The organism is Streptomyces sp. NBC_01478 (assembly GCF_036227225.1).
GTDB lineage: Bacteria > Actinomycetota > Actinomycetes > Streptomycetales > Streptomycetaceae > Streptomyces.
On record NZ_CP109444.1, the window covers coordinates 786,143 to 810,937 of the forward strand.

Consider the following 24,795-nt stretch of genomic DNA (forward strand, 5'->3'; position numbering starts at 1 on the left):
CGCCCGGCACGCGGTCGAAACGACCTCTCCCGCAGCAGCTCGGTGTCGTCTGTCATGGCGCCCAACGCGGCCCGGCCTTCGGGGAGTTGAGCGAGGCCAGCGCCTCGTCCGGTACTGCGTCAGCCAGGGCCAGGGCCAGTCCCAGGGAGATGTCGAGGAGCAACTCCCGGGCCCGCGTGAGCAATGCGGCATCCATGTTCGTTCCGGGTGAATCCGCCCTAGACTGCCTGGGCTCGACCGGAGCGAGAACGCCGGGAGTGGCGACGCGAGGCGGGGGTGTATCGGTACGTGGCCGAGGGAGAAGTGACGGGGCGTGAGGTCACGGAGCAGGAGGTCGCGGTTCACGTCTTCGTCCCGCTGCACGGTGGGCGCGCCGAGGAGGGAACGGCCTCGGTCCGGGCGATGTGGGGGCGCTTTCGTGAACTGCAGCACGCGGACGGGGAGTTGTACGCGGCGCTGCCGGTCCGGGTGCCGGACCCCCTGCTCGCCTCTGCCCCGCGGGGCTCGGTCGTGGTGGCGGGTGTGCAGTCCGCCGACCTGCTCGACCAGGCGGTGCTGCGACGGCACGGGGAGATCCTCAATCTGTCGGTGCTCCTCGGCGCCGGTCCGGACCGGGAGTGGTCCGGGTTGCGTGAGCGGGCGGAGACGATCGTGGGGCCGCTCGGGGCGTGCCATCTGGGCGCGGTGACACTGGAGTTGGGGAAACTGCCGGAGGGAACACCCGGGGACGTCGATCTGTCGGAGCCGGCGGGCGGCGACGAGTCGCAGCGGTGGCGGCTGTTGCGGATGCTGGGGCGGGCCGACGCCGACGCGCGGCTCGGGGCCTGGGCGTGGTCGGACGACCACCGATCCGGAATGCCGCACTTCGTCCGGTACTTGATGTACATGACCGCCCTGCGTCACCAGTGGGCGACGCATCACGCGCTGGGCGATGCGCGGGCCGCGGGGCAGGGCGGGACACTGGCCGAGGTGCGGCTGCCGTACTGGGGCCCGGAGCCCTATGAGTTGGCGGACGCCGAGGCCGAACTCCGGTTCATGCGGCGGATGGTGGAGACGCTTCGCGGGAACGCCCGGCAAGCGCTGGAGGACTCGGGTCTCGACGGCGAGGCCGTGCTGGGGGCGGACCGGCGGTTCGGCTCGTCGTTCGTCCGGCGGCTGGACGACCTCCTCGCCCTCCGGGAACTGGCCGGCCCGGCAGAGCCGGTGCGAGGCCCGGCGGTACCGACGCGAAGCCCGGCGGAGCCGGTACCGAGCCCGGTGGAACCTACGCGGAGCCCGGCAGAGCCGGTACCAACCCCGGCGGAACCGGTGCGCGCCCCGGCACCGGAGCGGAGCCCCCGGGCGGCGGGACCGGATCGGGTGCTGGCCGTCGTCGACGAGTGGTTCCCCGCCCACGGTGGCCTGAGCGCCTTCAACCGCGGGCTGTGCATCGCACTCGCCGAGGCCGGTGCGAACGTCCGTGTCCTGGTGGTGTCTTCCAGTCCCGAGGAGCGCGCGGACGCGGCCGACCACCACGTGCTCCTCGTGGACGCCGCCCGGCAGGGCGTCCAGGGCAAGGAGTCGCTGTTCCTGCGGCCGCCGTTCACCGATGGATTCGAGCCCGACCTCGTCATCGGCCACGGCAGGGACATGGGGCTGGCCGCCCGGGCGCAGGTGAAGGAGTATTTCCCGGGCGCGGGGCGACTGCACTTCCTGCACGTGGAACCGGACCGGGCGGAGGCCCAGAAGCCGCTGGCGGAGGCCGACTTGGCGGTCCGCGCGCAGGAACGCACGGAGCGGGAGCTCGAACTCTGCGAGGACGCCCTGCGTTCGGTGGCGGTCGGCCCCCGGCTGGCGAGGACCATGCGGCGTCATCTGCGCACCCGGAAGCTGGCCCCCCTGCTGCGCGTCGACCCCGGATTCGACGGAAGGCCCGCCGCCACGGCGCCCGGCATCGACGAGATCCCGCAGATCCTGATGATGGGCAGGCTGGACGACGCCCCGCTCAAAGGGCTCGACATCGCCTGCCGGGCGCTGGGGGCGGCGGTACCGCCGCGGGCGGAGCACGGCTCCTGGGAACTGCTGATCCGCGGCGTGCCCGACCGGACGTCCCGGGTGCTGAGCGCGCAGGTGGAGGAGTGGATCGGCACCCCTGCGGTGGATGTGGCGCTTCGTCCGTTCTCCGCGGATCCCCGGCACATCATGGAGGACGTGGCGCGGGCGAGTCTGGTCCTCATGCCCTCCCGGGCGGAGGCGTTCGGTCTGGTCGGTCTGGAGGCGATCGCCGCCGGGGTGCCCGTGCTGGTGAGCGGGCGCAGCGGTCTCGGCGTACTGCTGCTCGATCAGGGGCTGCCGGTCGCCCACCAGGCCGTGGTGGATGTGGCGGCCACGACACGGGACCTCGATGTGGACGTCCGGTCGTGGGAGAAGTCCATTCATGCCGTCATGCGAAACCTGCCGGCCGCCTTCGGCGAAGCCGCCGATCTCCGGAGGGAAATGGCCGCCCGCTGCTCCTGGGAGACGGCCGCAACCGCCGTGCTGGACTGCCTTCGCCCCGACGGATCCGCCTGACCCGCGACCGGCCCTCCACGTCTCCCCTGTCACGTGGAGGGCCGGAGTCATGTGCGGCTGAGGGGCGTTCAGTGGGTCTGCACGGCTGTCGTCCTCCTGCGGCCGGCCGGGGGCCGGTATCCCCTCGGCGTGGAATCCGCAGGCAAACACGCGGATCCGTCCGGCCGTCCGGGGTCCTGGAACACACTGGAAACGTCTGGATCCGTGCGGTGCGGATCCGTGGACGTCCCCGCGGAGGAACGGTGGTGAACGAAGCTCCCTGGCCGCCCGGCCACGACGGAGAGGCACTGGGACAGCGGCTGGCGGTCGAACTGACCCGCGCTGTCGTCCGGGCCGAGAAACGGTTCGGCAGAGCGCTCGACCGTCGCGAACTCGCCAGGCGGCTGAACGTGTCCGCCAGCAGCCTGTACGCGTATCTCAACGGCACGACTCTGCCGGGCACCGGTGTGTTCGACGCGCTCCTCGCCGCGTTGGGCGTCGACGGACCCGAGGCGGGGCGGCTCGCCACTCTGCGGGACGAGGTCGACGCCGCCCGACGGCTGCGCCCCATCGCCGCCCGCGGCTCCGCCCGCCGGTCGCCGGGGTCGGTCGCGGTCCCCCGCCATCTTCCGCTGAGCCACCCCGTGTTCGTCGCCCGGGACGCCGAACTCGTCCGGCTGGACGCGCTGTTGGACCCGTCCGCCGACTCCGCGCCGGGCCGGGCGGGGGTCGCCGTCGTCGAGGGAACCGGGGGCGTCGGCAAGACCGCGCTCGCCCTGCACTGGGCGCACCGGACGCAGCACCTCTTCCCGGACGGCCAGCTCTACGTCAATCTGCGGGGCTTCGGCGACGAGGCGGTCATGGACCCGGGGGAAGCCCTGCACGGTTTCCTCCAGGCGCTCGGTGTCACCCCGGCCGCCGTCCCGACCGACACCGCCGTGGCCTCCGGACTGCTGCGCACACTGCTGACCGGCCGCCGGGTGCTGCTGGTCCTGGACAACGCCCGCTCCACCGACCAGGTACGGCCGCTGCTGCCCACCGACGCCGGTTCCGTCGCCGTCGTCACCAGCCGCAACCGCCTCGACGGCCTCGTCATCCGCGAAGGCGCCCTGCGCATCGCCCTCGACGTGCTGCCGCGCTACGCCGCCCGTACCCTCCTGGAGCGGCAGATGGGCGCCGAGCGGATCGCCCTGGAGCCGCGCGAGGTGGACGAACTGGTCGACCTGTGCGCCCGATTACCGCTGGCGCTGAGCGTCGCCGCCGCCCGTACGGCCACCGCCCCGGCGGGTTCCGTGGGCGCCCTGGTCCGTGAACTGCGGCGCGCCCGGGCGCCGTTGGACCTGTTCGGGGTGCAGGACGCGGATGTCGATCTGCGGACCGTGTTCCACGGTTCGTACACGCTGCTGCCGGCGCCGGCCGCCCGGCTCTTCCGGCTGCTGGGCTGCCACCCCGGACCCGAGATCGACGCCGCCGCCTGCGCGGGCCTCATCGGCGACGCGGACCCGCCCCTCGCCCTGCTCGACACCCTCACCGCCGCCCACCTCGTCCGCCAGCACACCCCCGGCCGCTACACCCTGCACGACCTGCTGCGGCTCTACGCCGTGGAACTCCTCGACGGCGGCTCGCCGCAGGAGCGCCGGGACGGCACCGAACGGCTGCTGCGGCACTACCTGGACAACGCACGCCTGGCCGACCACCACCTCGAACCCTGGCGTCCGACACCCGGCGGAGCCCCGAGGATCACCGGCGCGCAGCCGCCGATCGGCGACCACGCCTCGGCGACGGGCTGGTTCGAGTCGGAACTGTCCTCGCTGCAGGCCCTCATGGTCCAGGCCACCGCCACCCCGGGCCTGGAGCCGTACGCCTGGCGGCTGGCCGACGCCTGCGCCCTCCACCTGCGCCGCTCCGGCCGCCGTGCGCAGCGGGCCGCCGTGCACGCGCTGGCCCGTGACGCCGCGGACCGGGCCGGGGACCGCGCCGCCCACGCCACCGCCACCCGCCGGCTCGCCGACGCCCTCTCCCGGCTGGGCCGCACCGGGGAGGCACTCGACCTGCTGTACGCGACCCTGCGCGCCTGCCGTGCGCTGGGCGACGCGGAGGGCGTACGGGCGGTACGGCTCTCGCTGGTCCGGGTGTACAGCTCCTGCGGCGATCCCCGCAGGGCGATGCCGCACGCCCGGCTCGCCCTCGCCATGGCGGAGCGCACCGAGGACCCCGTCGCCCTCGCGGACGGCCTCACCTCCGTGGCGCAGCAGTGGGAGCGACTGGGCGAGCACACCGTCGCCCTCGACCACGCGCACCGCGCCCTGGAGCTCTACACCCGGCTCGGTCACCTCGACGGACAGGCGGGCATCCTCTTCGGCATGGGCCGCGCCGAACAGGGGCTCGGCCGGCCCGCCGCGGCGATCGGCCACTACGAGGTCTCCCTCGACCTGGACCGGGCCCTGGGCGACCGGTTCCGCGAGGCCCACGCGTTGGAGCACCTCGGGGACGCCCATGCGACGCTCGGCCGGGGCGAGGTCGCGCGCGCCCTGTGGGAGGAGGCCCTCGCGCTCTTCGAGGATCTGCACCACCCCGACGCCGAGCCGGTCCGCGGCAAGCTGTGCGCGGCGGCGGACTATCCTCCGGTGCCCGCCTCCAGCCAGCTCAGCCCGTAGCCGTAACCCACCTTCATGGCCCCGAACTCGACGTCCACCAGCCCGTGTTCGTCGGGGCGCAGGGTCGGCGTGCCCGGGTCCTGCTGGTAGATGACGGCGGTGGGCACGCCGGCCAGCCGCCACACCGTGCGCGGCGGTTTCGCCGGGTCGAAGCCGACCCGTAGCCGGAAGTGCTCGCTGCGGGTCAGCGGGACGTGCACGAAGTGGGGTGCCATGGGCTGGTCCGGCGGGATGCGCAGCCGGAGTTCGTAGACGTGCCGGGTGCCGGCGGCGATCGGTGCTGGCAGGACCAGGAACCGTTCGAAGTAGCTCTCGTACTGCGGCCCGCCGTCCGCCAGCCGGCCGCCCTGGACGACGGACATCTCCAGTTCGTGCCGGGGCGTCGTGTCACCGGCGCGCCGGGGCACGCTGACGCCGACCGGTATCCGGGCCAGGCCGTCGCAGGTGGCGACCACGATCCGGCGCTCCAGCGCCTCGGGCGTCGGGGTGTCCAGGCGGAGCCGGGTGGACACGGACTCGGTGTACCAGCCGTGCGGTTCGGTGCGCGCGCAGTCCGCCGGGCACCGCTCGGCATGTGCTCCGTTCACGCGGCCCGCCGGAGCGTCCCAGGGCGGCGGGACGACTCCGTCGGCACCGTCCGGGGAGTCGGGGTCCAGGGCCCGGCGCACCTGCGCCCAGTACTCGCCCCACTGCGGCACATCGCCGCCGCAGGCGCCGACGATCGCCAGGGTGACCGGGCGGGTCGGATGGGTCTCGCCCCGCATGGCGTCGCTGACGGTCGTCCTGCCGTACCCGGTGCGGCGGGCCAGTTGGTCCAGTGTCAGTCCGGCCGATCCGCGCAGGTCGCGGAGCCAGTACGCGAAGAGCCGGGCCGGTGACCCGTCCAGGACGATCTCCTTCTGCGGACGCCCCATCCTGCGCAACCCCCCTGCCGGGCAACGGCGTCGCCGCCGATGTCGCGGCCGAGTCTCGCACACGGCGGGACACGTCGTTCCGGTCTTGTTCTCCCGCCCGCCGGCCGTCCGGGTTTTCCGGAGATCGTCCGGTTCGCCGGAGAACTGTTGAGTGCGAACTCCGGGCCTTGTTACACAGGTTGCGCCCGGCTCCGGTGCGTCCGCATCGGCCGGTTCCCACTCTTGTTCCAGGAGAGGACCATGGCTCTGTTCCCCAGGACGCCCCGCGCCGCACGACTGCCGGGCGACGTGGTGTCGCGGATGGAGCGGTTCGGCCGCTTCGAGTTCGACCCGGTCGGCACCGACATCGACGCCTCGGACGTATGGGGCGAACTCCAGGCGCCCTACCTGCCGTTCGCGCAGTCCGACCCGCAGGGCTTCGCCCGCGCACTGGCCGACGCCGTGCTGCCGGCCGGCGGTTTCGCCCTGTTCGGGGCCGCGCGCACGGTGTGGAACCTGGTCGGCTCCGACTTCACCAGCCCGGCCTACGACACCGTACGGATGGCCGCGCTGGAGTTCTTCCGCGCGAACGGGGTGCCGAGCAACCGGCTGTCCGCCGCCGACTGGCTGTTCTGGCAGGAGAACCGCTCCGAGCCCTGGCTCGTGGGCCGGCCCCGTCCGACACCCGAGTCGGCACACATCCCGGCCCTCGCACCGGGGGAACTGCGCCAGATCGCGCGGATCACCGAGGCCTCGAACTCCAACGTCCTCTACGTCACCGCCGCGCGCGAGGGCCGTTTCGTGACCGTGGTGGACGCGCCGACCAGCGACACCGATCCCACCCGGGCGCGCTTCGAGTGGATGTCGGCGGACACCCTGCACGAGCTGTACACCCGGGTCGGCGAGGCGTTCCAGACACCGGTGCACTGGGTCGCCGACGAACTGCGTCCGTTCATCCCCCTGCCGCCGTCCCGCCTGTGAGACGGCCGCCCCCCGAGGAGAGACACATGGCCAAAGGCCTCAACTGCCAGGTCTGCCGGCAGCGCATGACCGTCAAGAGCGAGCAGCGTCAGCCGATGGGCTCGTGGATCGTCTACGAGTGCCGCAACCCCGCCTGCAAGAACTGGCTCGACAGCGGTCAGCGCCACCGGTTCAACGAAAAGGTCTTCGAGGACAAGTAGGGAGTACAGGGCATGGCCAAGACTCCGGTGGAGATAATCACCCAGCTCTCGATGGCGGAGGCGGCCGACGTCTTCCGCGGTGCGATGCGGGTGAGCTGGTGGAGCGAGAACATCACCGGCGCGGGCACCACCTTCGAGGGGCCCAGAGGCTCGGTCTTCGACACCGTGGCCCAGGACCGGCCCGACTTCAGCGTGATGGCGCTGCTGGGCGGGCGGGGAGCGGAGATCCAGAAGTCCGCGGTGCACATGTACATGTGGGACCGGGGCGCCCACCGTGAGATCGCGCTGGGTGTCGGCCGCAACCTCGCCGCCTTCGGCATCAAGGCGAACCGCAAGATCCGCCGGTTCGTCGACGAGCTGACGGAACTCGATCCGTCCATGAAGTACACGGGGATCTGAGCGGCCGCACCGAGCGGCCTTCGGTCCCGGCGGTCCGACGAGCACCCGGCGCAGGGGACCGGGTGCTCGTCCCCGTGAACAGGCCTGTCCTGTCCGGGTGTTCAGCCGACGGCGGCGAACGCCTCCGCCGACACGTCCCGTTCGAGCACCGACCGGTGGAAGGAGTAGACGCCGATGTCGGAGACCTTCACCACCAGGCAGTACTGGTCGGTCGACGCCACCGACCGGACCACCTGCGCGTACTCCCGCCGCAGGAAGTGGACCGCCGCCTGGTTCGCCACCGAGCTCTGTCCGCACACCAGCACCACCGGGCGGCTCGACTCGGGCGGCGTGAACTTGGCGACCACCGCGTACTCCTGGTGCCCCCGGTCGAAGTAGTAGCGCTCCCCGCCGACCGCGATGGCCACCGAGTCGCGGCGGTCGCTGAACGGGATGATCCGCACCCCGGGCAGATGGGCCGTCAGATGTCCGCCGGTGCGGGGATTGGACCCGCCGATCGGCCCGCCGACACAGAACTCGGTGCGGTCGCCGTTCGAGCCGCGCAGCTCGCCGGACTCCACACTCACCCGGCATCCCAACTCGCTGAGCAGCACGGTCAGTTCGACGACAGCCCGAAGGTCCCGCTGCTGGGTGGTGCCCGGCTGCCCGTGCTTGGTGCCGACGACGATCACACAGTGCTCGCCGGGCCGGGTGCCGAAGAACGCGGCCCTGCGGTACAGCGCCCGCCTCCGCCGTCCCCGCTCCCACAGCGTGCCCAGGCCGAGACCGACGAGGCTGGTCAGCAGACCGACCGCGACATTGGCGAGTACCGACAGCATCGGCGGGCCGTCAGGTCCGCTCGGCGGGCTCGGGTGCGGGACGCCGGTCGTCGGGCGGGGAGTCCGGGGCGAGCGCGTGCACGAGCGCGACGACCCGTTCCCGCTCCGGCTCGGGCAGCGGCACCCTGTCGTCCGCGGTGATCCGGGTGACCCTGCCGCCCGACCACTCGTCCAGCTCGCCGGTCAGCTCGGCGACCTTGGCCGCCTTTCCGGCCGCGACGGCCGCCGACAGCATGTCCAGCACCTCGGCGACCTCCGCCCACGCCTCAGGCGTGAGCCGCCACTCCTTCAGCATCAGCCGCAGCGCCAGACTCGCCTCGCCGGCCGTCTCGCGGTCGATCATGGCCGCCCCCTCCGTTGTGCTCACGCCCTGTTCCTTCCCCTCGTTCGTCGTCATCCGTCAACGCCCCGTGTGGACGTACGGCGCCCATACGCGCGGCGAGCCGGGGTGCCGCTCCCGCAGGCCCCGGACGATCCCGTGCACGGCCCGCGCGGTGTCGGTGACGTCGAGGCCGCCGCCGTAGGTCCGCAGGTCGCGGTAGAGACGGTCCGTCAGCCGTACCGACACCAGGTCCGTCGCCTCCCACAGTGCGCCCACCACCTGCGGATACCCGGCCGTCTGGAACGCCGACGTCACGTGCACGGCCTCGTCGGGGAGGCGGTCGGTGCGGGTGGTGTGGCACGCCAGCAGCACGGCGAGCCGGGCGTGCGGCAGATGGCCGCGGGCCACGTCCCGCACACTGAGCTGCCCGTCGGCGAGTTCCAGATGGCTCTTGGACGGGTCCTGGGGATGGCTGAGGCCGTGGCACGCGAAGTGCACGGTGGCCGCCGAGGACAGTTCGCCGAGCACCCGTCGGATCGTCGCGTCGGCGCCCTGCACGATCCGCAGGCGGCCCAGAGTGCGGCCCATCGCCTCCACCTCCGCCACGGACGCGCCGTCCAGGCCGCCGGCACCGGTGGGCTGCCGTACCGCCAGGAAGGGCCCGCCGTCCCCGCCCGCCGCCGTGGCCTGCCGGGCGTGCCGCAGCGCCCTGATGCTCGGTGTGTACGAGGAGGCGACGCGGTCCAACACCGAGCGCCCTTCGGCGAGTTCGGCCGCCCGGTGATGCCCGGCCGCGTGCAGCGGCAGATGGGCCAGCGGCCCGGACGCCGACCACCACAGCCTCGGTACGGCTCCGCGCGGGGTGCCCCCGGGGATCGGCCGGGTCAGGCCCGCCGCGTCCAGCACCGGTTCCGCGATGGTGTCCCAGAGCCATTCGAGGGTGTCGAACACGGTCTCGGCGGATTCCTTGCGCCGGGCACGCGAGTCGCCGCCGTCCACGGAGACCGCCGCGAGGAACTGCCGTGCGGCGAGCGCGAGCCGCCCCTCGGTGACATCGAGGGGCACCAGCTTGATGCCCCCGGTGGTGACGACCAGGGCGTCCGAGCGCAGCCGGTCGATGTTGATCAGCACGATCGGCCCTTCCTTCGCCTCGCGCCGCATCTGCTCGGCGCTCGGCGGCAGCAGGAAGTGCTCGAACCCGTGGAGGCCCCGGATCCGGGCCAGCAGCCGCTGCCACTCCTCGGTCACCGCGTGCTGCTCCCGGATCCGCGCGGCTTCGCCGGGCCCGTCCGACGAGCTCGGCATCTCCGTCTGGCGCAGCCTGCGGGCGAGGGCGGTGAACTCGCGGGCCACCTGCGGATGGGCCGCGGCGAGGTCGGCGTCGTCGCTGCGGGCCTGGAGGTCCTGGCCCATCAGCACGGCCCGCCCCTGTTCCAGCAGGGCCGCCGCCTGTTCCGTGCGGCCCGCGGCGAGCGCCACCGCGCACGCGGTACGGGCCAGGCTCGTCCCGGCGATCCGGTCCGGGAGGTCCCCGGTGCCGCCGGTGCCGCCCGGGCCCGGATAGCGGCGGCCGAGCAGCGCGGTGCGCAGGACGCTCTGGCGGTCGTCGCGGTGCAGCGCCTGCGACACCATCAGCGGCAGCGCTTCGAGCGCGGCCTCGGCGGCGTCGGTGGCCCGGGCCCAGTTCCGGCTGTTGACCGCCGAGTCGAGCGCGGTCCGCGCGTTCTCGAACCGGGCCCGGGGCGGCAGCACCCGTTCGGTGGCCGGGTCCCAGGAGCTGGGCTCGGAGTCGCCGTAGCGGTACCCGGTGAGGTCGTCGTGGGCGGTCTGGACCAGTTCGGTGACGGTCGCCAGGGCGGGGCGCAACTGCTCGCGCAGTGCGGCCAGTTCGGGCGAGTACTCCGGCCGGCCCGGCAGGGCCTCGAGGCTCCGCGCCGCCAGCTCGACGAGCCGTATCGCCTCCTGGGTGCCCGACGCGTCCCGGCGCATCCAGGAGGCACCGGCCAGGGCGTGCGCGTACGGGATGGCGCAGCCGAGCCAGCTCGCCGACATCTCGGGCAGCCGGCCGACCGCCCAGGCCAGCGCCTCGCAGGCCCGGGTGACGGTCGCCTCGTCCTGGTGGAGCATTCCGTAGTCGCTGCGGTGCATCTCCACCGCGCACAGCAGCTCGATGTACCGCGCGCTGGTGGGCGGCAGCAGGGCCAACTGCTCGTCCCCGCACCGCACGACCTCCTCCAGGTCCTCGCGTCGCTCGCTGAAGGTGAACTGCGCGGCCAGGAACTGCACGAGGGTGGCGGCGAAGAAGCCCCGCTGTCCGTCCGGCAGCTTCCCGGCCAGTACGGCCTTCAACTGGTCGACGGCCAGGGCCAGTCGGCGCGGATCGCTGACGCCGGAGCCCAGCAGGGCGCTTCGAGCGGCCGCGACGTCCGGCGGCAGCCCGTCGAGGTCGCTCGCGTAGGCCGGCTCCGCGGGCCCCGCGTCGGCGGGCGGCCCGGGGGGCCATACGAGGTGGGCGCCTCCGGTGCGACCGGGGCCGGCGTCCGCCGAGGCGGACCGGGGGGAGCCTGTGAAGGGCGCGAAGTCCGCCGGGCCGGGGCCGGGTGAGCGTACTCCGGGGCGGCCCGGCGGGACGTACATCTGGATGGGCGGCAGTTGTACCCCGCTCAGCAGCGGTCCCATCATCGGGCCCACGAACCTGAGCAGTTGGGCGCCGGTGAACGGCGACCGCTTGAGCATCTGCCCCATCTTGGCCAACGCGGTGCGCTTGTCGGCGATGTGCGGCGCCAGGGGGTGGCCCGGCGGCAGGTCCCGCTGGAGGGCGGCCCACATCTCGTCCGCGCGCCGCAGGTCGTCCTGCGACTTGGTGAGGAATCCCCTCGCGCCCAGCAACGCCGGCATGTTCCCGGCGTAGATCCCGCTGTCGTCGGGTGGCCCGGAGGCCCGGAACGCCTCCAGTTGGGCGATGGCCTCGTCGATCACCTCCTCCTCGGGATGGAACGGCACGGACGCGGTGAGGGCGAGCGAGAACATGAGGTGGGCCGAGGCCGCTTCGGCGTCGACCGGGGCGGTGCCGTGGCGCCGGGCGTGCTCGACCGCCCGCAGCGCCGACCGGCCGGCCCGCAGCGCCAGTTCGACGGGCTGCGCGTCACCCGGCTTGTTGCGGAGACGTGCCAGCGCCATGTGACCGACGGCGCAACTGACGAAGCCCGCTTCCAGGTGGTCGGTGGTGATGCCGGCGAACGCCGCGTCGGCCCATCGCCCGGCACCCGTCAGCGCGTCCGTGTCGCCGGACTCCACGCGGAAGAACGCGGACTGGGCCAGCCGCGTCAGCAGGCAGGGCCGGACCAGGTCGTCCGCCGGGAGCCCTTCGGCCAGCCGTACGGCGTGCGGCTGCGAGGGCCGGGGCGGCTCGAAGTGGCGGGGCTGAGGCTCCTCCGGGTAGGTCGCCGCTACCGCCACCGGATCGTCGGCCGGCCGGCCCTGGGTCTGGGCGGCGAGGTAGTGGTGGGTCTCGTCCGACAACCGGTGGTCCTCGAACCGCAGCGACAGCGTGCGCTCGGCCAGCCACAGGTGCAGCACCCAGCGGGGCCGCCGCGGGTCCCGCTTCTCCCCCATGTCGAGCGCGTGCTCCATGACGGCCACCGCGGCCACCGCGCAGTCCCGGCCGCCCTCGGTCCAGGAGGCGCGCAGCAGCCCGGCCGCCGAGGGCAGCCAACTGTCCGGGTCCGCACCGGCGCCGGCCAGGTGCCGCTCGACCTCCGGTGTCCACCGCGCCTCACAGCGCACCAGCAGACGGTCCACGACTGTTCGTATCTCTGACACACCGCCAGTCTTCCCGGCCGCGGCCCGCTTCGGTCGTCATCCGGAAATCTCCGACAAACAACCCGCAGTGTGCTCAGGCCGGTTCACGGCCCGTCAGGGCGACACTGCGCACCCCGGAGGCGGTCCTCGGGGCGTTGGCCCACGGCACGGCGGTGGGCCAACTTCGCCGACACGCAACCGGAACACCCCGCACCGTCGTCAGAACCCCTAACTGCTCATGTTCATAGGGGTAGTTGGCAACCAAGAGCATGGGCGTGCGCCACACTCATGGCAAGGGTGCGAGCGCAGGGGCGGGAGCGACGGATGGCCGAGTGGAGACCAGTCTTAGCCGCGGCAGCGGGGGTGCTGCTGCTGGCGGGGTGCAGCAGCGGGGCGGGCGACGAGCCCAAAGCGGAGGGGACACCGAAGAAGAGCACCGGCGCGTCGCCTTCGGCCTCGGACTCCGCGTCACCGGTGAACGAGCCGTACACGCTCGCCGAGGACCGGGCGCCGAGAACGCGGGCCGAGGCGGTCGCGTTCGTGCGCGAACTCACCGTGCGCCCCGACTACTTCGGTGCCGGCTACCGCGAACGTGATCCCTTCGAGAGCGATCCGGCCGAGTGGGCCGTACTCGGCGAGGACTGCCTGTGGCGGCGCGAGGGGTTGCCCGGCACCGTGCTGGCCAGTCTCACCCGGGCGTACGAGCTGCCGGCGAAGGGCGGCAAGGGGCCGGTGTACGTGTCGTTGACCGTCACCGTGCACCAGGATGTCGTGGCGGCGCGGCGCGACATGGCCGGGTCGCTGGAGGAGGCGCTGCGCTGCCCCGGGCAGCAACTGAACGCCACGGACCGGGTGAGCGGCCTGTACTCCCGGGCCGACGCGTTCGCCGACGGGCGGTCCGTGATCTCCGACGACGACCTGACGGAGACCGGGGGCTGGGCCACCGACGGCGGCAAGGCGCATCCCTTCGACTGGTACAAGTTCCGGATGGGGCCGGTCACCGTGGCCGCGACCGCGCGGCACGGCGCGGGCCGGACCGAGGCCGAGGACTCCACCGTCACCACCGACATGGGCAAGGGAATGACCTTCGTCGCGGCGAGCATCGACAGCCGGGGCAAGGCGGGCGACACGGGTGCCACCCCCGAACCGACCGAGACGAAGACGAAGGGGGCGGGACAGTGAGCGAGCCGCTGCGGTCCTCCGACCCGTCCCGCATCGCGGGGTTCCGGCTGCTGCGGCGGCTCGGCGCGGGCGGCATGGGCGTCGTCTACCTCGGGCGCACCGACTCCGGGGCACTCGCCGCGGTCAAGGTGATCCGGGGCGAGGGCGCCGGTGACGACGGCTTCCGGGCCCGGTTCGCGCGGGAGGTGGAGCTGGCGCGGCGGGTGGACAGCCCCTGGGTGGTTCCCGTCCTGGACGCGGACGCCGAGACGCGCGAACCGTGGCTGGCCACCGCGTTCGTCCCCGGACCTTCCATCGCGGAGGCGGTGGCCGCGCACGGCCCGCTGCCGTCGCAGGCCGTACGTGTCCTGGGCGGGCTGCTGGCCGGGGCTCTGGACGCCGTGCACACGGCCGGGCTCGTGCACCGGGACGTCAAGCCGGGCAACGTACTGCTCGCCCTGGACGGACCGCGCCTGATCGACTTCGGCATCGCGCGCGCCGCCGACGACACGACGCTGACCGCGTCGGGGCTCGTGGTCGGCACCCCCGGTTTCCTCGCCCCGGAGCAGGCCGAGGGGCAGCCCGCCACGTCCGCGAGCGACGTCTTCGCGCTGGGCTGCGTGCTGGCGTACGCCTCGACCGGCACGCCTCCCTTCGGCACCGGGACACCGGACGCCCTGATGTACCGCACGGTCCACGACGAGCCGGAACTCGGCCGCGTGGAGGGCGAGTTGCGGTCCCTGGTGGAACGCTGCCTGGCCAAGGACCCGGACGGGCGGCCCACGGCCGACGACATACGGGGCTTGTTCACCGATGACGCTCCGGACGCCTCCGGCGGCTGGCTCCCCGACCCCGTCGCCCGGATGGTCGCCGCACGGGCCGCCGAGAGCCTCGCCTTCCCGGACGTCGAACCCACGGTCGTGGATGATCCGGCCGTCCCCACCCGGCACCCGGGACGGCGCCGTCTGCTGCTGGCCGGCGGCGCGCTGCTGCTCGCGGGCGGCGGGACCGGGGCGGCGGTGTGGGCGTCGGGGGACGACGAGAAACCGGTCGCGAGCGTCGGGCGTCCCGTGTACGTCCTCGGCGTGCACACGACCACCGGCACAGCCGAGGCCGCCGTCAGCCGGGCCTCCGAACGCGCCGCCCGCCTCGCCGTCGCCGAGCACAACGCCACGCGGAAGCGCTCCTACGACATGAAGGTGAAGGTCCTCGCCGACCGGGGCGACGCGGACACCGCACAGGCGGTGGCCCGTGAGTTCACCGCCGACCGGAACGTCGTCGCCGTACTGGGACCGGTCGCCGAGCTCCCCATGCAGAGAGCCGCGGCCGTCTACGGTGCGGCGGGGCTGACCCACGTCTCCAGCACCACGGGCCAGCAGGACTACTTCCTGACGTCGCCGAAGACCTCGTTCCAGAGCGGCCCCGCCCACGCCGCGCTGGGCGGCTGGATCGGACTGCACGCCTACATCACCCAACAGGTGGTGCCGGCCGGTGTCGTGATCGACCGGGCCGGGGGTCCGGCCGTCCAGGACCAGGGCACCCAGGTGGTCAGCAACTGGCGCAACGTCCTCAAGAGCGAGGTCGTGCCCCGCGTCGTCGCGGAGGACACGGACGACGGCCCGAAGGCGGTGCGCGAGGTGCTCGCCGCCGGCGTCAAGGCCTTCGTGTACCTGGGCCCCCTGGACGCCACCGTCCGCACGGCCCGGGCCCTGGCCACGGCCGGCTTCACCGGGCCGCGCTGGATGCAGCACCAGCTCTACGGCTCGGACTTCCCGCGCCTCGCGGGCGCGGCGGGCGAGGGCTGGTACGTGGTCACGGACGCCGTGGACCCCTCCGTACTGACGACGAAGCGGGCCAAGGACTTCACCGCGGCCTGGCGGAAGCGCTACGGCAGCACCCCGGAGCCGCACGCGACCGAGGCGTACGACAGTGCGAAAATGCTGCTCGCCGAGTTCGCCCGCACGGTCCCGGCCGGGGCACGCCGGCGTCCGGTGCGAGCCGATCTCGCCGTACGGCTGGCGAAGGTGAAGTACCAGGGCATCGCCCGCACGTATGCCTTCGGCGACTTCCACCAGTACGACAACAGCTCGACGGGCTGGGCGGACGAGACCTTCGTCCACGAGGTCCGCGGCGGGCGGTTCCGGCAACTGGGATCGCTCGGCGATCTGAATCGCGCGGCGCAGAGCCAGGGCTGACCAGCGCTCTGCACCGACGGGCGGGAACGATGGCGAAACGGAGGCGGCCGGCGTGGAACGGCTACTGCCCACCGATCCGTCCCTGATCGGCGGGCACCGGCTCGCCGGACGGCTCGGCGCGGGCGGCATGGGCGTCGTCTATCTGGCGCGCTCGCCGCACGGCGCGTGGTGCGCGCTGAAGGTGATCCGCGCCGAGTACGCCGACGACCCCGGCTTCCGCGCCCGTTTCCGCCGCGAGGCCGAGCTCGCGTCGCGCCTCACCAGCCGGTGGACCGTGCCGGTCGTCGCGGCCGACGCCGACGCCCGCTCCCCGTGGCTGGCCACCGCCTATGTGCCCGGCCCGTCCCTCGCCGAGGCCGTCGCACTGCGCGGACCCTGGCCCGAGGCGCAGTTGCGCAGTCTCGGTGCCGTGCTGGCCGAGGCACTGGACGGAGTGCACGCGGCCGGGCTGGTCCACCGGGACGTGAAGCCCGCGAATGTGTTGCTGGCCGCGGACGGGCCGCGGCTGATCGACTTCGGGATCGCGCGGGCCGTCGGCGCGACCGCGCTCACCACGGACGGCTCCGTCGTCGGCTCCCCCGGCTACCTCTCCCCCGAACAGGCCCGCGGGCACAGTGTCGGCCCGCCCAGCGACGTCTTCTCACTCGGCTGCGTCCTCGCCCACACGGCCACCGGCCGCCCGCCGTTCGGCACCGGCGGCGCCGCGGCCGTGCTGTACCGGACCGTCGGGCAGGAACCGGACCTGGACGGCATCCCGGAAAGCCTCGGCCGGACCGTACGACGATGTCTGGCCAAGGAACCGGACCAGCGCCCGAGCGCCCGTGAACTCCGCGACGTCTTCGGTGAGTTCGCCGTGGCCGAGTGGCTGCCCGAAGGGCTGCCGGCCCTGGTCGCCGCCCGTGCCGCACGCGTCCTCGACCTGCCCGTTCCCGACCCCACCATGCTCGCCGACACCTCCCCCGCGGACGCGCCGCCCTCGCCCACCCGGCGGCGCCTGCTCGTCGCGGGAGCCGCACTCGGCGTCACCGCGGTGGCCGGGGCGGGCGCGTGGTGGGAGTGGGGCCGGGCCGGCGCGTCGACGAACACCGGCTCCGTACGGCGCGACCGCCACGTGGTCACGCTGCTCGGCAGCCTGAACGACCCCTATTTCACCAACCACAAGCGCGGCGCCCTCCTCGCCGTCGAGCAGCACAACCAGGACGCCCGACGCACCGTCGACCTCGTGCTGCGCACCGCCGACGACGGCGGGACCGCGGCGGGCTCCGCCGCGGCGGCCGCGCGGCTGGCCGCCGACCCGGACGTGTCCGTGGTGATCGCCGCGGGCACGAACGCGACCGTGCCCGCGGTGCTGCCGCCGTGTACGAAGGCCCGGCTGACCGTGCTCATCACCCGGGCCGACACCGGCGCGGTCGACGTCGTCAACACCACCAGCGCCCTCGTGCTGCGCGTCACCCAGATCGTCGGCCCGTTCGCGGCGGTGATCTATCTGAACCGGGTCGTCAAACCCGCCCGCACGGTGGTCGTGCACGACCTGGCCACCGAGGTGGAGAGTCTGGCCACGGTCCGCATCATCACGGTCTACGGCAAGCTCGACGGCGGGACGTCGGTGGAGGAGGTCGCCGCGGACGAGGACTTCACCGGGGTCGCCCGCCGTATCGCCGCCCGCCCTCGCGACGCCGTCTTCTTCGGCGGGGTGAGTCCGGACCGCGCCGCGGCCTGCGCCCGCGCGCTGCGGGACGCCGGCCACCGGGGCGCCCGGGTCGCGAGCGAGCACGTCCTCGGCGCCCCCTTCCTGGCCGCCGGCGAGGACTGGAGGATCGCTACGGGCTACACGGACGCGAACGCCGACACCCGTACCAAGGCGTTCGCCGCCGCGTTCCGGGCCCGCCATGGACGCGCGCCGGGCCCCTGGGCGGCCGAGGCGTACGACGCCGTCCGGTTCGCCGCCCACGGCCTGGCCTCCGTCGGAGACGACGGCCGCACCGCCCTGCGCTCGGAACTCCTGCGCCGCCCCTGGCAGGGCATCACCCGCCTCATGAGCTTCGACGCCTCAACGCAGTTCTTCGAGACCAGCGACGACGGCGGAGGCTTCCTGTTCCGGGTGACCGGCGGAGCCGCCCGGTTCGTGGCGCGGTCCGCCGACATCGGCAAGAAAACGTGAGGCGTCGCACAACTCCCCTTGAGCGCAAGGGAGTTGCATGACGGTCATGCGCACACGTACGCCGCCAGATGCTCCCCCGTGAGCGTCGACCGCGCGTCGACCAGGTCGGCCGGCGTCCCCTCGAAGACGATCTTGCCGCCGTCGTGGCCGGCGCCGGGGCCGAGGTCGATGATCCAGTCGGCGTGGGCCATGACCGCCTGGTGGTGCTCCACGACGATGACCGACTTGCCGGAGTCGACCAACCGGTCCAGCAGGCCGAGCAGTTGCTCCACGTCGGCGAGGTGCAGGCCGGCGGTGGGCTCGTCCAGGACGTAGACGCCGCCCTTCTCCGACATGTGCGTGGCCAGCTTGAGGCGCTGGCGTTCGCCGCCGGAGAGGGTGGTGAGCGGCTGGCCGAGGCTGAGGTAGCCGAGGCCCACGTCGGCGAGGCGGGTAAGGATCTTGTGCGCGGCCGGAGTTGCCGCCTCACCCGCGCCGAAGAACTCCTCGGCCTCGGTCACCGACATGGCGAGCACCTCGCTGATGTCACGCCCGCCGAAGCGGTATTCGAGCACCGACGCGTCGAACCGTTTCCCGTCGCAGTCCTCGCAGGTGGTGGCCACGCCGGCCATCATCGCCAGGTCGGTGTAGATGACGCCGGCACCGTTGCACGTGGGGCAGGCGCCCTCGGAGTTGGCGCTGAACAGGGCCGGCTTCACGCCGTTGGCCTTGGCGAAGGCCTTCCGGATCGGTTCGAGGAGTCCGGTGTACGTCGCCGGGTTGCTGCGGCGTGAGCCGCGGATGGCGCCCTGGTCGACCGACACCACGTTCCCGCCGGCCGGGATCGACCCGTGCACCAGCGAGCTCTTGCCGGAGCCCGCGACACCGGTGATGACGGCGAGGACGCCGAGCGGGACGTCGACGTCGACGTCCTGGAGGTTGTTGGTCGCGGCGCCCCGGATCTCCAGCATGCCGGTGGGCTTGCGGGTCGACTCCTTGAGCTTGGCCCGGTCGTCGAAGTGCCGGCCGGTGATGGTGCCGCCGGTGCGCAGTCCCTCGACGGTGCCCTCGAAGCAGACGGTGCCGCCCGCCGTACCGGCGCCCGGGCCGAGGTCGACGATATGGTCGGCGATCGCGATGGTCTCCGGCTTGTGCTCGACGACGAGCACGGTGTTGCCCTTGTCACGCAGGCGCAGCAGCAGGTCGTTCATGCGCTGGATGTCGTGCGGGTGCAGTCCGATGGTCGGCTCGTCGAAGACGTACGTGACGTCGGTCAGCGAGGAACCGAGGTGGCGGATCATCTTGACGCGCTGTGCCTCACCGCCCGACAGCGTGCCCGCCGACCGGTTCAGCGAGAGATAGCCGAGACCGATCTCGACGAACGAGTCGAGGGCCTGCCCCAGCGCGGTGAGCAGCGGCGCCACCGACGGCTCGTCGAGACCACGCACCCACTCGGCCAGGTCGCTGATCTGCATCGCGCAGGCGTCGGCGATGCTGATGCCCTTGATCTTCGAGGACCGGGCGCCCTCGTTGAGGCGGGTGCCGTCGCAGTCGGGGCAGACGGTGAAGGTGACCGCGCGGTCCACGAACTCCCGGATATGGGGCTGCATGCCCTCCCGGTCCTTGGCGAGCATCGACTTCTGGATGCGCGGGATCAGACCTTCGTAGGTCATGTTGATGCCCGCGATCTTCATCCGGGTCGGCTCGCGGTGGAGGAAGTCCTGGAGTTCCTTCTTGGTGAACTTCCGGATCGGCTTGTCCGGGTCGAAGAAGCCCGACTCGCTGTAGAGCCGGGAGTTCCAGCCGCCGCCCGTGTACCCGGGCACGGTGATCGCGCCCTCCGCAAGGGACTTGGAGTCGTCGTAGAGCTGGGTGAGGTCGAGGTCGGTGACCGAGCCGCGGCCCTCGCAGCGCGGGCACATGCCGCCGGTGATGCTGAAGCTGCGGCGCTCCTTGACCTTCTGTCCGCCGCGTTCCATGGTGACCGCGCCCGCGCCGCTGATCGAGGCGACGTTGAAGGAGAACGCCTTGGGCGAGCCGAGGTACGGCGTGCCGAGCCGGCTGAAGAGGATGCGCAGCATCGCGTTGGCGTCGGTGGCGGTGCCGACCGTGGAGCGGGGGTCGGCGCCCAGCCGCTGCTGGTCGACGATGATCGCGGTCGTCAGCCCGTCGAGGACGTCGACCTCGGGGCGGGCCAGCGTCGGCATGAAGCCCTGCACGAAGGCGCTGTACGTCTCGTTGATCAGCCGCTGCGACTCCGCGGCGATCGTGTCGAACACGAGTGAGCTCTTGCCCGAGCCGGAGACACCGGTGAACACCGTCAGCCGACGCTTCGGGATCTCGATGCTGACGTCCTTGAGATTGTTCTCGCGCGCCCCGTGCACGCGGATCAGGTCATGGCTGTCGGCAGCGTGCGGTGCGGACGACCGCGTGTCCGTCCTCGTGGCCTTGCTCATCGTGCCTTCCCTCCGTTTGCGCCGGGCCGCCGACGGTCCCTCGGCGGACATCGCCCGGCTCGATCCAACCAGGCTTCGAGCGGTACGTCCGCTTCCGGTACACGGTGGTGTACCTGGCAGTCACGCTAGGGGCAACGCGCGGCCCCGCGCTTCTCGAATCCTGACCGGAACGGGCACCCGCCCCGCCTACTGGTCGCCGCGCAGATAGCGCGTGACCATGTCCACCAGCTCCGTCTCGAACGTCTCGACCGGGATGGCCCGCGGGTCGGCCATGAGCTTGTGGATGTTGATCTCCACGGTGAACACGATCAGCTCGGCCGCGGTGTCGAGATGTCGCACATGGACGTCCGGGTGCCGGGCGAGGAGGTCGCGCACCTGACCGACGCGAACCTTTCCGTGCCGCTCGACCGTGTCGCGCAGTTCCCGCGAGACCGGTGCCTCTTCCATCATGATCCGCAGCAGTTGCGGATCGTCGCGGTGGTTGTCGACCGCGTCGCGGACCAGCGCCCGCACCGTCGCCTCCAAAGTGCCGGGAGACAGGTCGAGTCGGTCGGCCTGCGCCCAGGTACCCCGGTCGATGTGCCGCACCAGCAACGCGGCGAGGACGGCGTCCTTGTTCGGGAAGTACTGGTACAGCGAGCCGATGGAGACGCGGGCGCGCTCGGCGATGCGGTTGGTGGTGCCGGCGGCGTAGCCGTACTCGGCGAAAACGTGAGCAGCAGCGGTGAGGATGCGCTCGCGGGTGAGTTCGGCGCGCACCTGGCGGGGCTTGCGACGTGGCTGAAGACGGTCGTCGGCCGACGGCATCCGGGTGCCTCCCCAAGGCGCGAAAAGCGAGTAGCCAAAGAGCTGAGCCATTGCTCACAATATAGCCATGAGCTGCGAGAACAAGGCCATGGCCGATCGCGGCCCGGGCCGCTCGGGCTCCGCCTGAGAGGAGTCCCCGTGCGACAAGCGAACCCCTTGAGCGCCCTGCGTCGGCTGACGACGGAGGCCGAGGTCGAGGCGACGGTCGGCCTCCCCGCGCCGGTGATCGTGCTCAAGCAGATCAGCGCCCTCGACGAGGGCTGCCGGACCGTCCTCGCCCGGTGTCCGATCGCGGCCGTCGGATACCGCGACGCCGACGGCACCAGCAGGACGACCTTCATCGGCGGCACCCCGGGGTTCGCCCGCGTCCACTCGCCCACGCGCATCTCGTTCTCGCTGCCCGGGCCCGGCGACCCGCGCGGTCCGGTGTCGTTCTTCTTCCTCCTGCCGGGCGTCGGGGAGGTCCTGCGCGTCAACGGCTCGGTGGCCGCGCGGAAGGGCGCGGAGACGACCGTCGACATCCAGGAGGCGTACGTGCACTGCGCGCAGGCCGTCCTCCGGTCCCGCCTGTGGCAGCCGCCCGTCCCGTCCGAGCCGGTCGCAGGGATCACGGGGGACGGGCCCCTGTGCCGGCCCGGTGTCGTGGAGTTCCTGGCGACGGCCCCCTTCCTCGCCCTGTCCACGTGGGACGACTCCGGTGGCAGCGACACGAGTCCGCGCGGTGACCGGCAGGCGGTGGCGCGCGTGCTGGACAGCCGCACGCTCGTCGTCCCGGACCGGAAGGGCAACAAGCGCGCCGACACGCTCCACAACCTGCTGCGGGACGACCGGCTCTCGTTCGCCGCGCTCGTGCCGGGCCGCAGCGGTGTGCTGCACGTCCGCGGCCGTGGCGCGATCACCGACGATCCCGCGCTGCTGGAGACGATGGCCCTGCGCGGCATGCCGCCGCACCTGGCGCTGCTCATCGACGTCGAGCACGCCGAGGTGACCGGCAACGACGCCGTGGCGCGCTCGCGGCCGTGGGCCCCCGGCGCCCACGTCGACCGGGGCACGGTGCCCGACCTGATGGCGCTGGGGGGAAAGCACCTCGCCGCCGGTTCGGCCGACGCCGAAGGCGGCCCGCCCGTGTTCCTGCTGAAGGCCGTCGGAGCGATCCCGGGGATGACTCGGCTACTGCGGCTGGTGTTGAACCGTCTCTACAGTTCCGGACTGCGGAAGGAGGGCTACGAGGACGTCGAGCCCGGCTCGGGCGGCCGGCACCGGGGCTTCCGGCGCCGCCGCCCCGCCGACGCCGGACGTCCCGTCGCCGGCGGTCGGGCGGAGGATCCGCTGCGGGAGGTGCGTGTCGCCGAGGTGCGCGGCGAGACTCCGAGCGCGGTCACCCTCGTGCTGGAGGACGTGGGCGAGAACCCGGGCTCGTTCGACTTCCGGCCCGGCCAGTTCTTCACCCTGGTCGCCGACATCGACGGACGCCCGGTGCGACGGGCCTACTCGGCATCGTCGGCGCCCGGTTCGTCCCGGTTGGAGGTCACCGTCAAGCGCGTCGAGGGCGGCCGGTTCTCCACCCACGCGAACGAAAGCTTCCAGGTCGGTGACCGCCTCGCGGTGCGCGGTCCGTCGGGGTCCTTCCACGCCGAGCAGCGACCCCCGGACGAGATCGTGCTCGTCGCGGCGGGCAGCGGCGTGACACCGATGATGAGCATGATCCGCACCCGGCTCGCCGTGCCGGGCCACGACCGGATCGCGCTGCTCTACAGCAGCCGCGACACCCAAGAGACCATCTTCGCCGAGGAGTTGACCCGGTTGGCGAAGGACCACCCCGGCCGGCTGTCCGTCACCCACGTCCTGACCCACCGGGACGGGCGCCTCGACGCGGACGGCGTACGGCGCTGGATCACCGGCCTGTCCCCCGCGCCGGGCGCCCACTACTACACCTGCGGTCCCGTACCTCTGATGGACGCCGTCCAGGACGTCCTGACCGGGCGGGGAGTCCCGGCGGAGCTGATGCACCAGGAGCGCTTCACCAGCGGAGCGGACACCGGGACCGTGGGAACGGTGCCGCAGGAGATGGTCGTGGAGGAGGACGGACGCCCCGTCGGCACGGTGGTCGTCGAGCCCGGTCAGACGCTGCTCGACGCGGGACTCGCGGCGGGGCTGCCGATGCCGTACTCCTGCACGGTCGGAAACTGCGGCGACTGCACGGTGCGGCTGCGCGGCGGAGAGGTCACACGGAACGAGCCCAACTGCCTCACCCCACAACAGAAGGCCGACGGTTTTGTGCTGGCGTGCGTGAGCTGCCCGCTGTCCAAGGTCACCCTCGACATCATCGACCCGTGACCGCGCCCGTCACCCGGAGGGAGAGAGAACTTGTTCACCTCCCCGCAACCGCCCTTTGGATCCACATACTTAAAGTGTGGATCCTCACCCTTGATGCCCGCCTTCGATCCCCCGGACCGCCCCCTGGACCCGACACCCGAACCTGAACTACCGCGCTCCCTGAACGGATCACACCCATGTGCCTGCCGCCTCACCCGCCCCCCTCATGACACCACGCCACGGTGTACGCAGGATCGTGCCCCTGCTGCTGGGCTGGGAGGAACTCCCCAAGTCCGTCTCCGTGCACGGCGCCCCGTACGAGGAACGCCTGCGTGAACCCGTGCCGGCCGTGCTCCTGGAGTGCGACGGCGGCTGGCTGCTGCTCGACACCGGCTTCAACACCGCCCTGATCCGGGACCCGGCCCTGCGCCGCCGCTTCTACGGCTCCCCCAACTACCGGCCGATCCTGCCCGGTCCCGGTGAGCCCCTGGAGGAGGCCCTCGACGCGGCCGGCATCCCGATGGACGCGATCCACGCGGTGGCCGTCAGCCATCTGCACGCCGACCACGCGGGCGGGCTCAAGCACTTCGCGGGCCGGGTGCCGGTGCACGTGCAGCGCGAGGAACTCTCCTACGGCCTCTCCGGGCAGCCGGAGGTCGAGCGCCACTCCATCTTCCGCGTCGACTTCGACGACCCGCGCATCGACTGGCGACAGGCCGACGGGGACACGGAGATCGCGCCCGGCGTCACCGCCGTGCTGACGGCCGGGCACACCCCCGGGCACCAGAGTTTCGTCGTCGACCTCGTGGACGGCGGCGGTTTCGTGTTCGCCTTCGACGCCGCCGATCTCACCGAGAACATCGAGCACGAGCGCCCGATCGGCGCCTCCATCGGTGTCGACCCGGAGCGCACGGTGGAGCCCATCCGCCGTCTCAAGAGCATCGCCGCAGAACGCGGCTACGAACTCGTCCCCGGTCATGACCCCGTGGTCTGGCCGGAGTTGATGCGCCGCAAGGGCGTGCCGGGCGCCTAGCCCGTCCTGGCCGAACCGCCCCGACAACTCGGTTCACACGCCTTTAACACCCGGGACACGAGAGACAGCCTGTGGCCCGTGAACATG

17 protein-coding genes are annotated in these 24,795 nt (G+C 72.7%); 10 read left to right on the plus strand and 7 right to left on the minus strand.

Annotation, left to right across the window (positions count from 1 at the left end; all coding sequences use genetic code 11):
- Positions 1–52: 52 nt before the first annotated feature.
- Positions 53–196: a hypothetical protein gene (locus OG223_RS03485; RefSeq protein WP_329242138.1), complete on the minus strand. Its 144-nt coding sequence runs from the start codon at positions 194–196 to the stop codon at positions 53–55.
- 92 nt (positions 197–288) lie between these two features.
- Between OG223_RS03485 and OG223_RS03490 the strand changes: the two genes are divergently transcribed.
- Both OG223_RS03490 and OG223_RS03495 read left to right on the plus strand, forming a co-directional pair.
- Positions 289–2,550, plus strand: coding sequence for a CATRA conflict system CASPASE/TPR repeat-associated protein (locus OG223_RS03490; RefSeq protein ID WP_329242141.1), 2,262 nt, complete (start codon positions 289–291; stop codon positions 2,548–2,550).
- Positions 2,551–2,795: 245 nt separating this feature from the next.
- Positions 2,796–5,186 carry an ATP-binding protein gene (locus OG223_RS03495; RefSeq protein ID WP_329242144.1) on the plus strand — a complete coding sequence of 797 codons (2,391 nt, stop codon included), beginning with the start codon at positions 2,796–2,798 and terminating at the stop codon, positions 5,184–5,186.
- Here the strand turns inward: OG223_RS03495 and OG223_RS03500 are convergent.
- Positions 5,147–6,100, minus strand: coding sequence for a helix-turn-helix domain-containing protein (locus OG223_RS03500; protein WP_329242147.1), 954 nt, complete (start codon positions 6,098–6,100; stop codon positions 5,147–5,149). The genes OG223_RS03495 and OG223_RS03500 overlap by 40 nt on opposite strands.
- 240 nt (positions 6,101–6,340) lie before the next feature.
- Between OG223_RS03500 and OG223_RS03505 the strand changes: the two genes are divergently transcribed.
- From OG223_RS03505 to OG223_RS03515, 3 genes are read left to right on the plus strand one after another with little or no spacing between them, the layout of a single operon-like run.
- The gene (locus OG223_RS03505) at positions 6,341–7,060 is read left to right on the plus strand and encodes a hypothetical protein (protein ID WP_329242150.1); all 720 of its coding nucleotides are present in this window, start codon (positions 6,341–6,343) and stop codon (positions 7,058–7,060) included.
- Positions 7,061–7,086: 26 nt separating this feature from the next.
- Positions 7,087–7,260, plus strand: coding sequence for a hypothetical protein (locus OG223_RS03510; protein ID WP_329242153.1), 174 nt, complete (start codon positions 7,087–7,089; stop codon positions 7,258–7,260).
- A gap of 12 nt (positions 7,261–7,272) precedes the next feature.
- Complete coding sequence (locus OG223_RS03515; protein ID WP_329242156.1) at positions 7,273–7,659, plus strand: hypothetical protein; 387 nt, start codon at positions 7,273–7,275, stop codon at positions 7,657–7,659.
- A gap of 101 nt (positions 7,660–7,760) precedes the next feature.
- Here OG223_RS03515 and OG223_RS03520 read toward each other — a convergent pair whose 3' ends face one another.
- From OG223_RS03520 to OG223_RS03530, 3 genes are read right to left on the minus strand one after another with little or no spacing between them, the layout of a single operon-like run.
- Positions 7,761–8,477, minus strand: coding sequence for a hypothetical protein (locus OG223_RS03520; protein ID WP_329242159.1), 717 nt, complete (start codon positions 8,475–8,477; stop codon positions 7,761–7,763).
- 10 nt (positions 8,478–8,487) lie between these two features.
- A complete protein-coding gene (locus tag OG223_RS03525) occupies positions 8,488–8,844 on the minus strand; it encodes a CATRA system-associated protein (protein WP_329242162.1) in 357 nt (118 codons plus the stop codon).
- Between the two features lie 33 nt (positions 8,845–8,877).
- The gene (locus OG223_RS03530; protein WP_329242165.1) at positions 8,878–12,621 is read right to left on the minus strand and encodes a CHAT domain-containing protein; all 3,744 of its coding nucleotides are present in this window, start codon (positions 12,619–12,621) and stop codon (positions 8,878–8,880) included.
- 303 nt (positions 12,622–12,924) lie between these two features.
- On the opposite strand from OG223_RS03530, the gene OG223_RS03535 reads away from it, so the two are divergent.
- Genes OG223_RS03535 through OG223_RS03545 form a run of 3 tightly spaced genes read left to right on the plus strand, consistent with a single transcriptional unit; the run spans position 12,925 to position 18,117 of the window.
- A complete protein-coding gene (locus tag OG223_RS03535; RefSeq protein WP_329242168.1) occupies positions 12,925–13,782 on the plus strand; it encodes a hypothetical protein in 858 nt (285 codons plus the stop codon).
- A complete protein-coding gene (locus OG223_RS03540) occupies positions 13,779–15,956 on the plus strand; it encodes a bifunctional serine/threonine-protein kinase/ABC transporter substrate-binding protein (protein WP_329242171.1) in 2,178 nt (725 codons plus the stop codon). The genes OG223_RS03535 and OG223_RS03540 overlap by 4 nt, the downstream gene beginning before the upstream one ends.
- A gap of 52 nt (positions 15,957–16,008) precedes the next feature.
- The gene (locus OG223_RS03545) at positions 16,009–18,117 is read left to right on the plus strand and encodes a bifunctional serine/threonine-protein kinase/ABC transporter substrate-binding protein (protein ID WP_329242174.1); all 2,109 of its coding nucleotides are present in this window, start codon (positions 16,009–16,011) and stop codon (positions 18,115–18,117) included.
- 44 nt (positions 18,118–18,161) lie between these two features.
- On the opposite strand, the gene OG223_RS03550 is transcribed toward OG223_RS03545, so the two are convergent.
- On the minus strand, positions 18,162–20,552 hold the full coding sequence (locus OG223_RS03550) for an excinuclease ABC subunit UvrA (RefSeq protein WP_329242177.1): 2,391 nt from the start codon (positions 20,550–20,552) through the stop codon (positions 18,162–18,164).
- 186 nt (positions 20,553–20,738) lie between these two features.
- Entirely contained in the window at positions 20,739–21,359 is a 621-nt protein-coding gene (locus OG223_RS03555) for a TetR/AcrR family transcriptional regulator (RefSeq protein ID WP_329265113.1), read from the minus strand.
- Between the two features lie 138 nt (positions 21,360–21,497).
- On the opposite strand from OG223_RS03555, the gene OG223_RS03560 reads away from it, so the two are divergent.
- Positions 21,498–23,696, plus strand: coding sequence for a 2Fe-2S iron-sulfur cluster-binding protein (locus OG223_RS03560; protein ID WP_329242180.1), 2,199 nt, complete (start codon positions 21,498–21,500; stop codon positions 23,694–23,696).
- A gap of 205 nt (positions 23,697–23,901) precedes the next feature.
- Complete coding sequence (locus OG223_RS03565; RefSeq protein WP_329242183.1) at positions 23,902–24,708, plus strand: N-acyl homoserine lactonase family protein; 807 nt, start codon at positions 23,902–23,904, stop codon at positions 24,706–24,708.
- Positions 24,709–24,795 lie beyond the last annotated feature (87 nt).

What these genes read in the sequence shown, in the direction of transcription:
- OG223_RS03485 (WP_329242138.1), bottom strand. Translation starts at nt 196, where the DNA reads ATGGATGCCGCATTGCTCACGCGGGCCCGGGAGTTGCTCCTCGACATC.
- OG223_RS03550 (WP_329242177.1), bottom strand. Translation starts at nt 20,552, where the DNA reads ATGAGCAAGGCCACGAGGACGGACACGCGGTCGTCCGCACCGCACGCT.
- OG223_RS03520 (WP_329242159.1), bottom strand. Translation starts at nt 8,477, where the DNA reads ATGCTGTCGGTACTCGCCAATGTCGCGGTCGGTCTGCTGACCAGCCTC.
- OG223_RS03505 (WP_329242150.1), top strand. Translation starts at nt 6,341, where the DNA reads ATGGCTCTGTTCCCCAGGACGCCCCGCGCCGCACGACTGCCGGGCGAC.
- OG223_RS03515 (WP_329242156.1), top strand. Translation starts at nt 7,273, where the DNA reads ATGGCCAAGACTCCGGTGGAGATAATCACCCAGCTCTCGATGGCGGAG.
- OG223_RS03500 (WP_329242147.1), bottom strand. Translation starts at nt 6,100, where the DNA reads ATGGGGCGTCCGCAGAAGGAGATCGTCCTGGACGGGTCACCGGCCCGG.
- OG223_RS03535 (WP_329242168.1), top strand. Translation starts at nt 12,925, where the DNA reads ATGGCCGAGTGGAGACCAGTCTTAGCCGCGGCAGCGGGGGTGCTGCTG.
- OG223_RS03565 (WP_329242183.1), top strand. Translation starts at nt 23,902, where the DNA reads ATGACACCACGCCACGGTGTACGCAGGATCGTGCCCCTGCTGCTGGGC.
- OG223_RS03555 (WP_329265113.1), bottom strand. Translation starts at nt 21,359, where the DNA reads ATGCCGTCGGCCGACGACCGTCTTCAGCCACGTCGCAAGCCCCGCCAG.
- OG223_RS03510 (WP_329242153.1), top strand. Translation starts at nt 7,087, where the DNA reads ATGGCCAAAGGCCTCAACTGCCAGGTCTGCCGGCAGCGCATGACCGTC.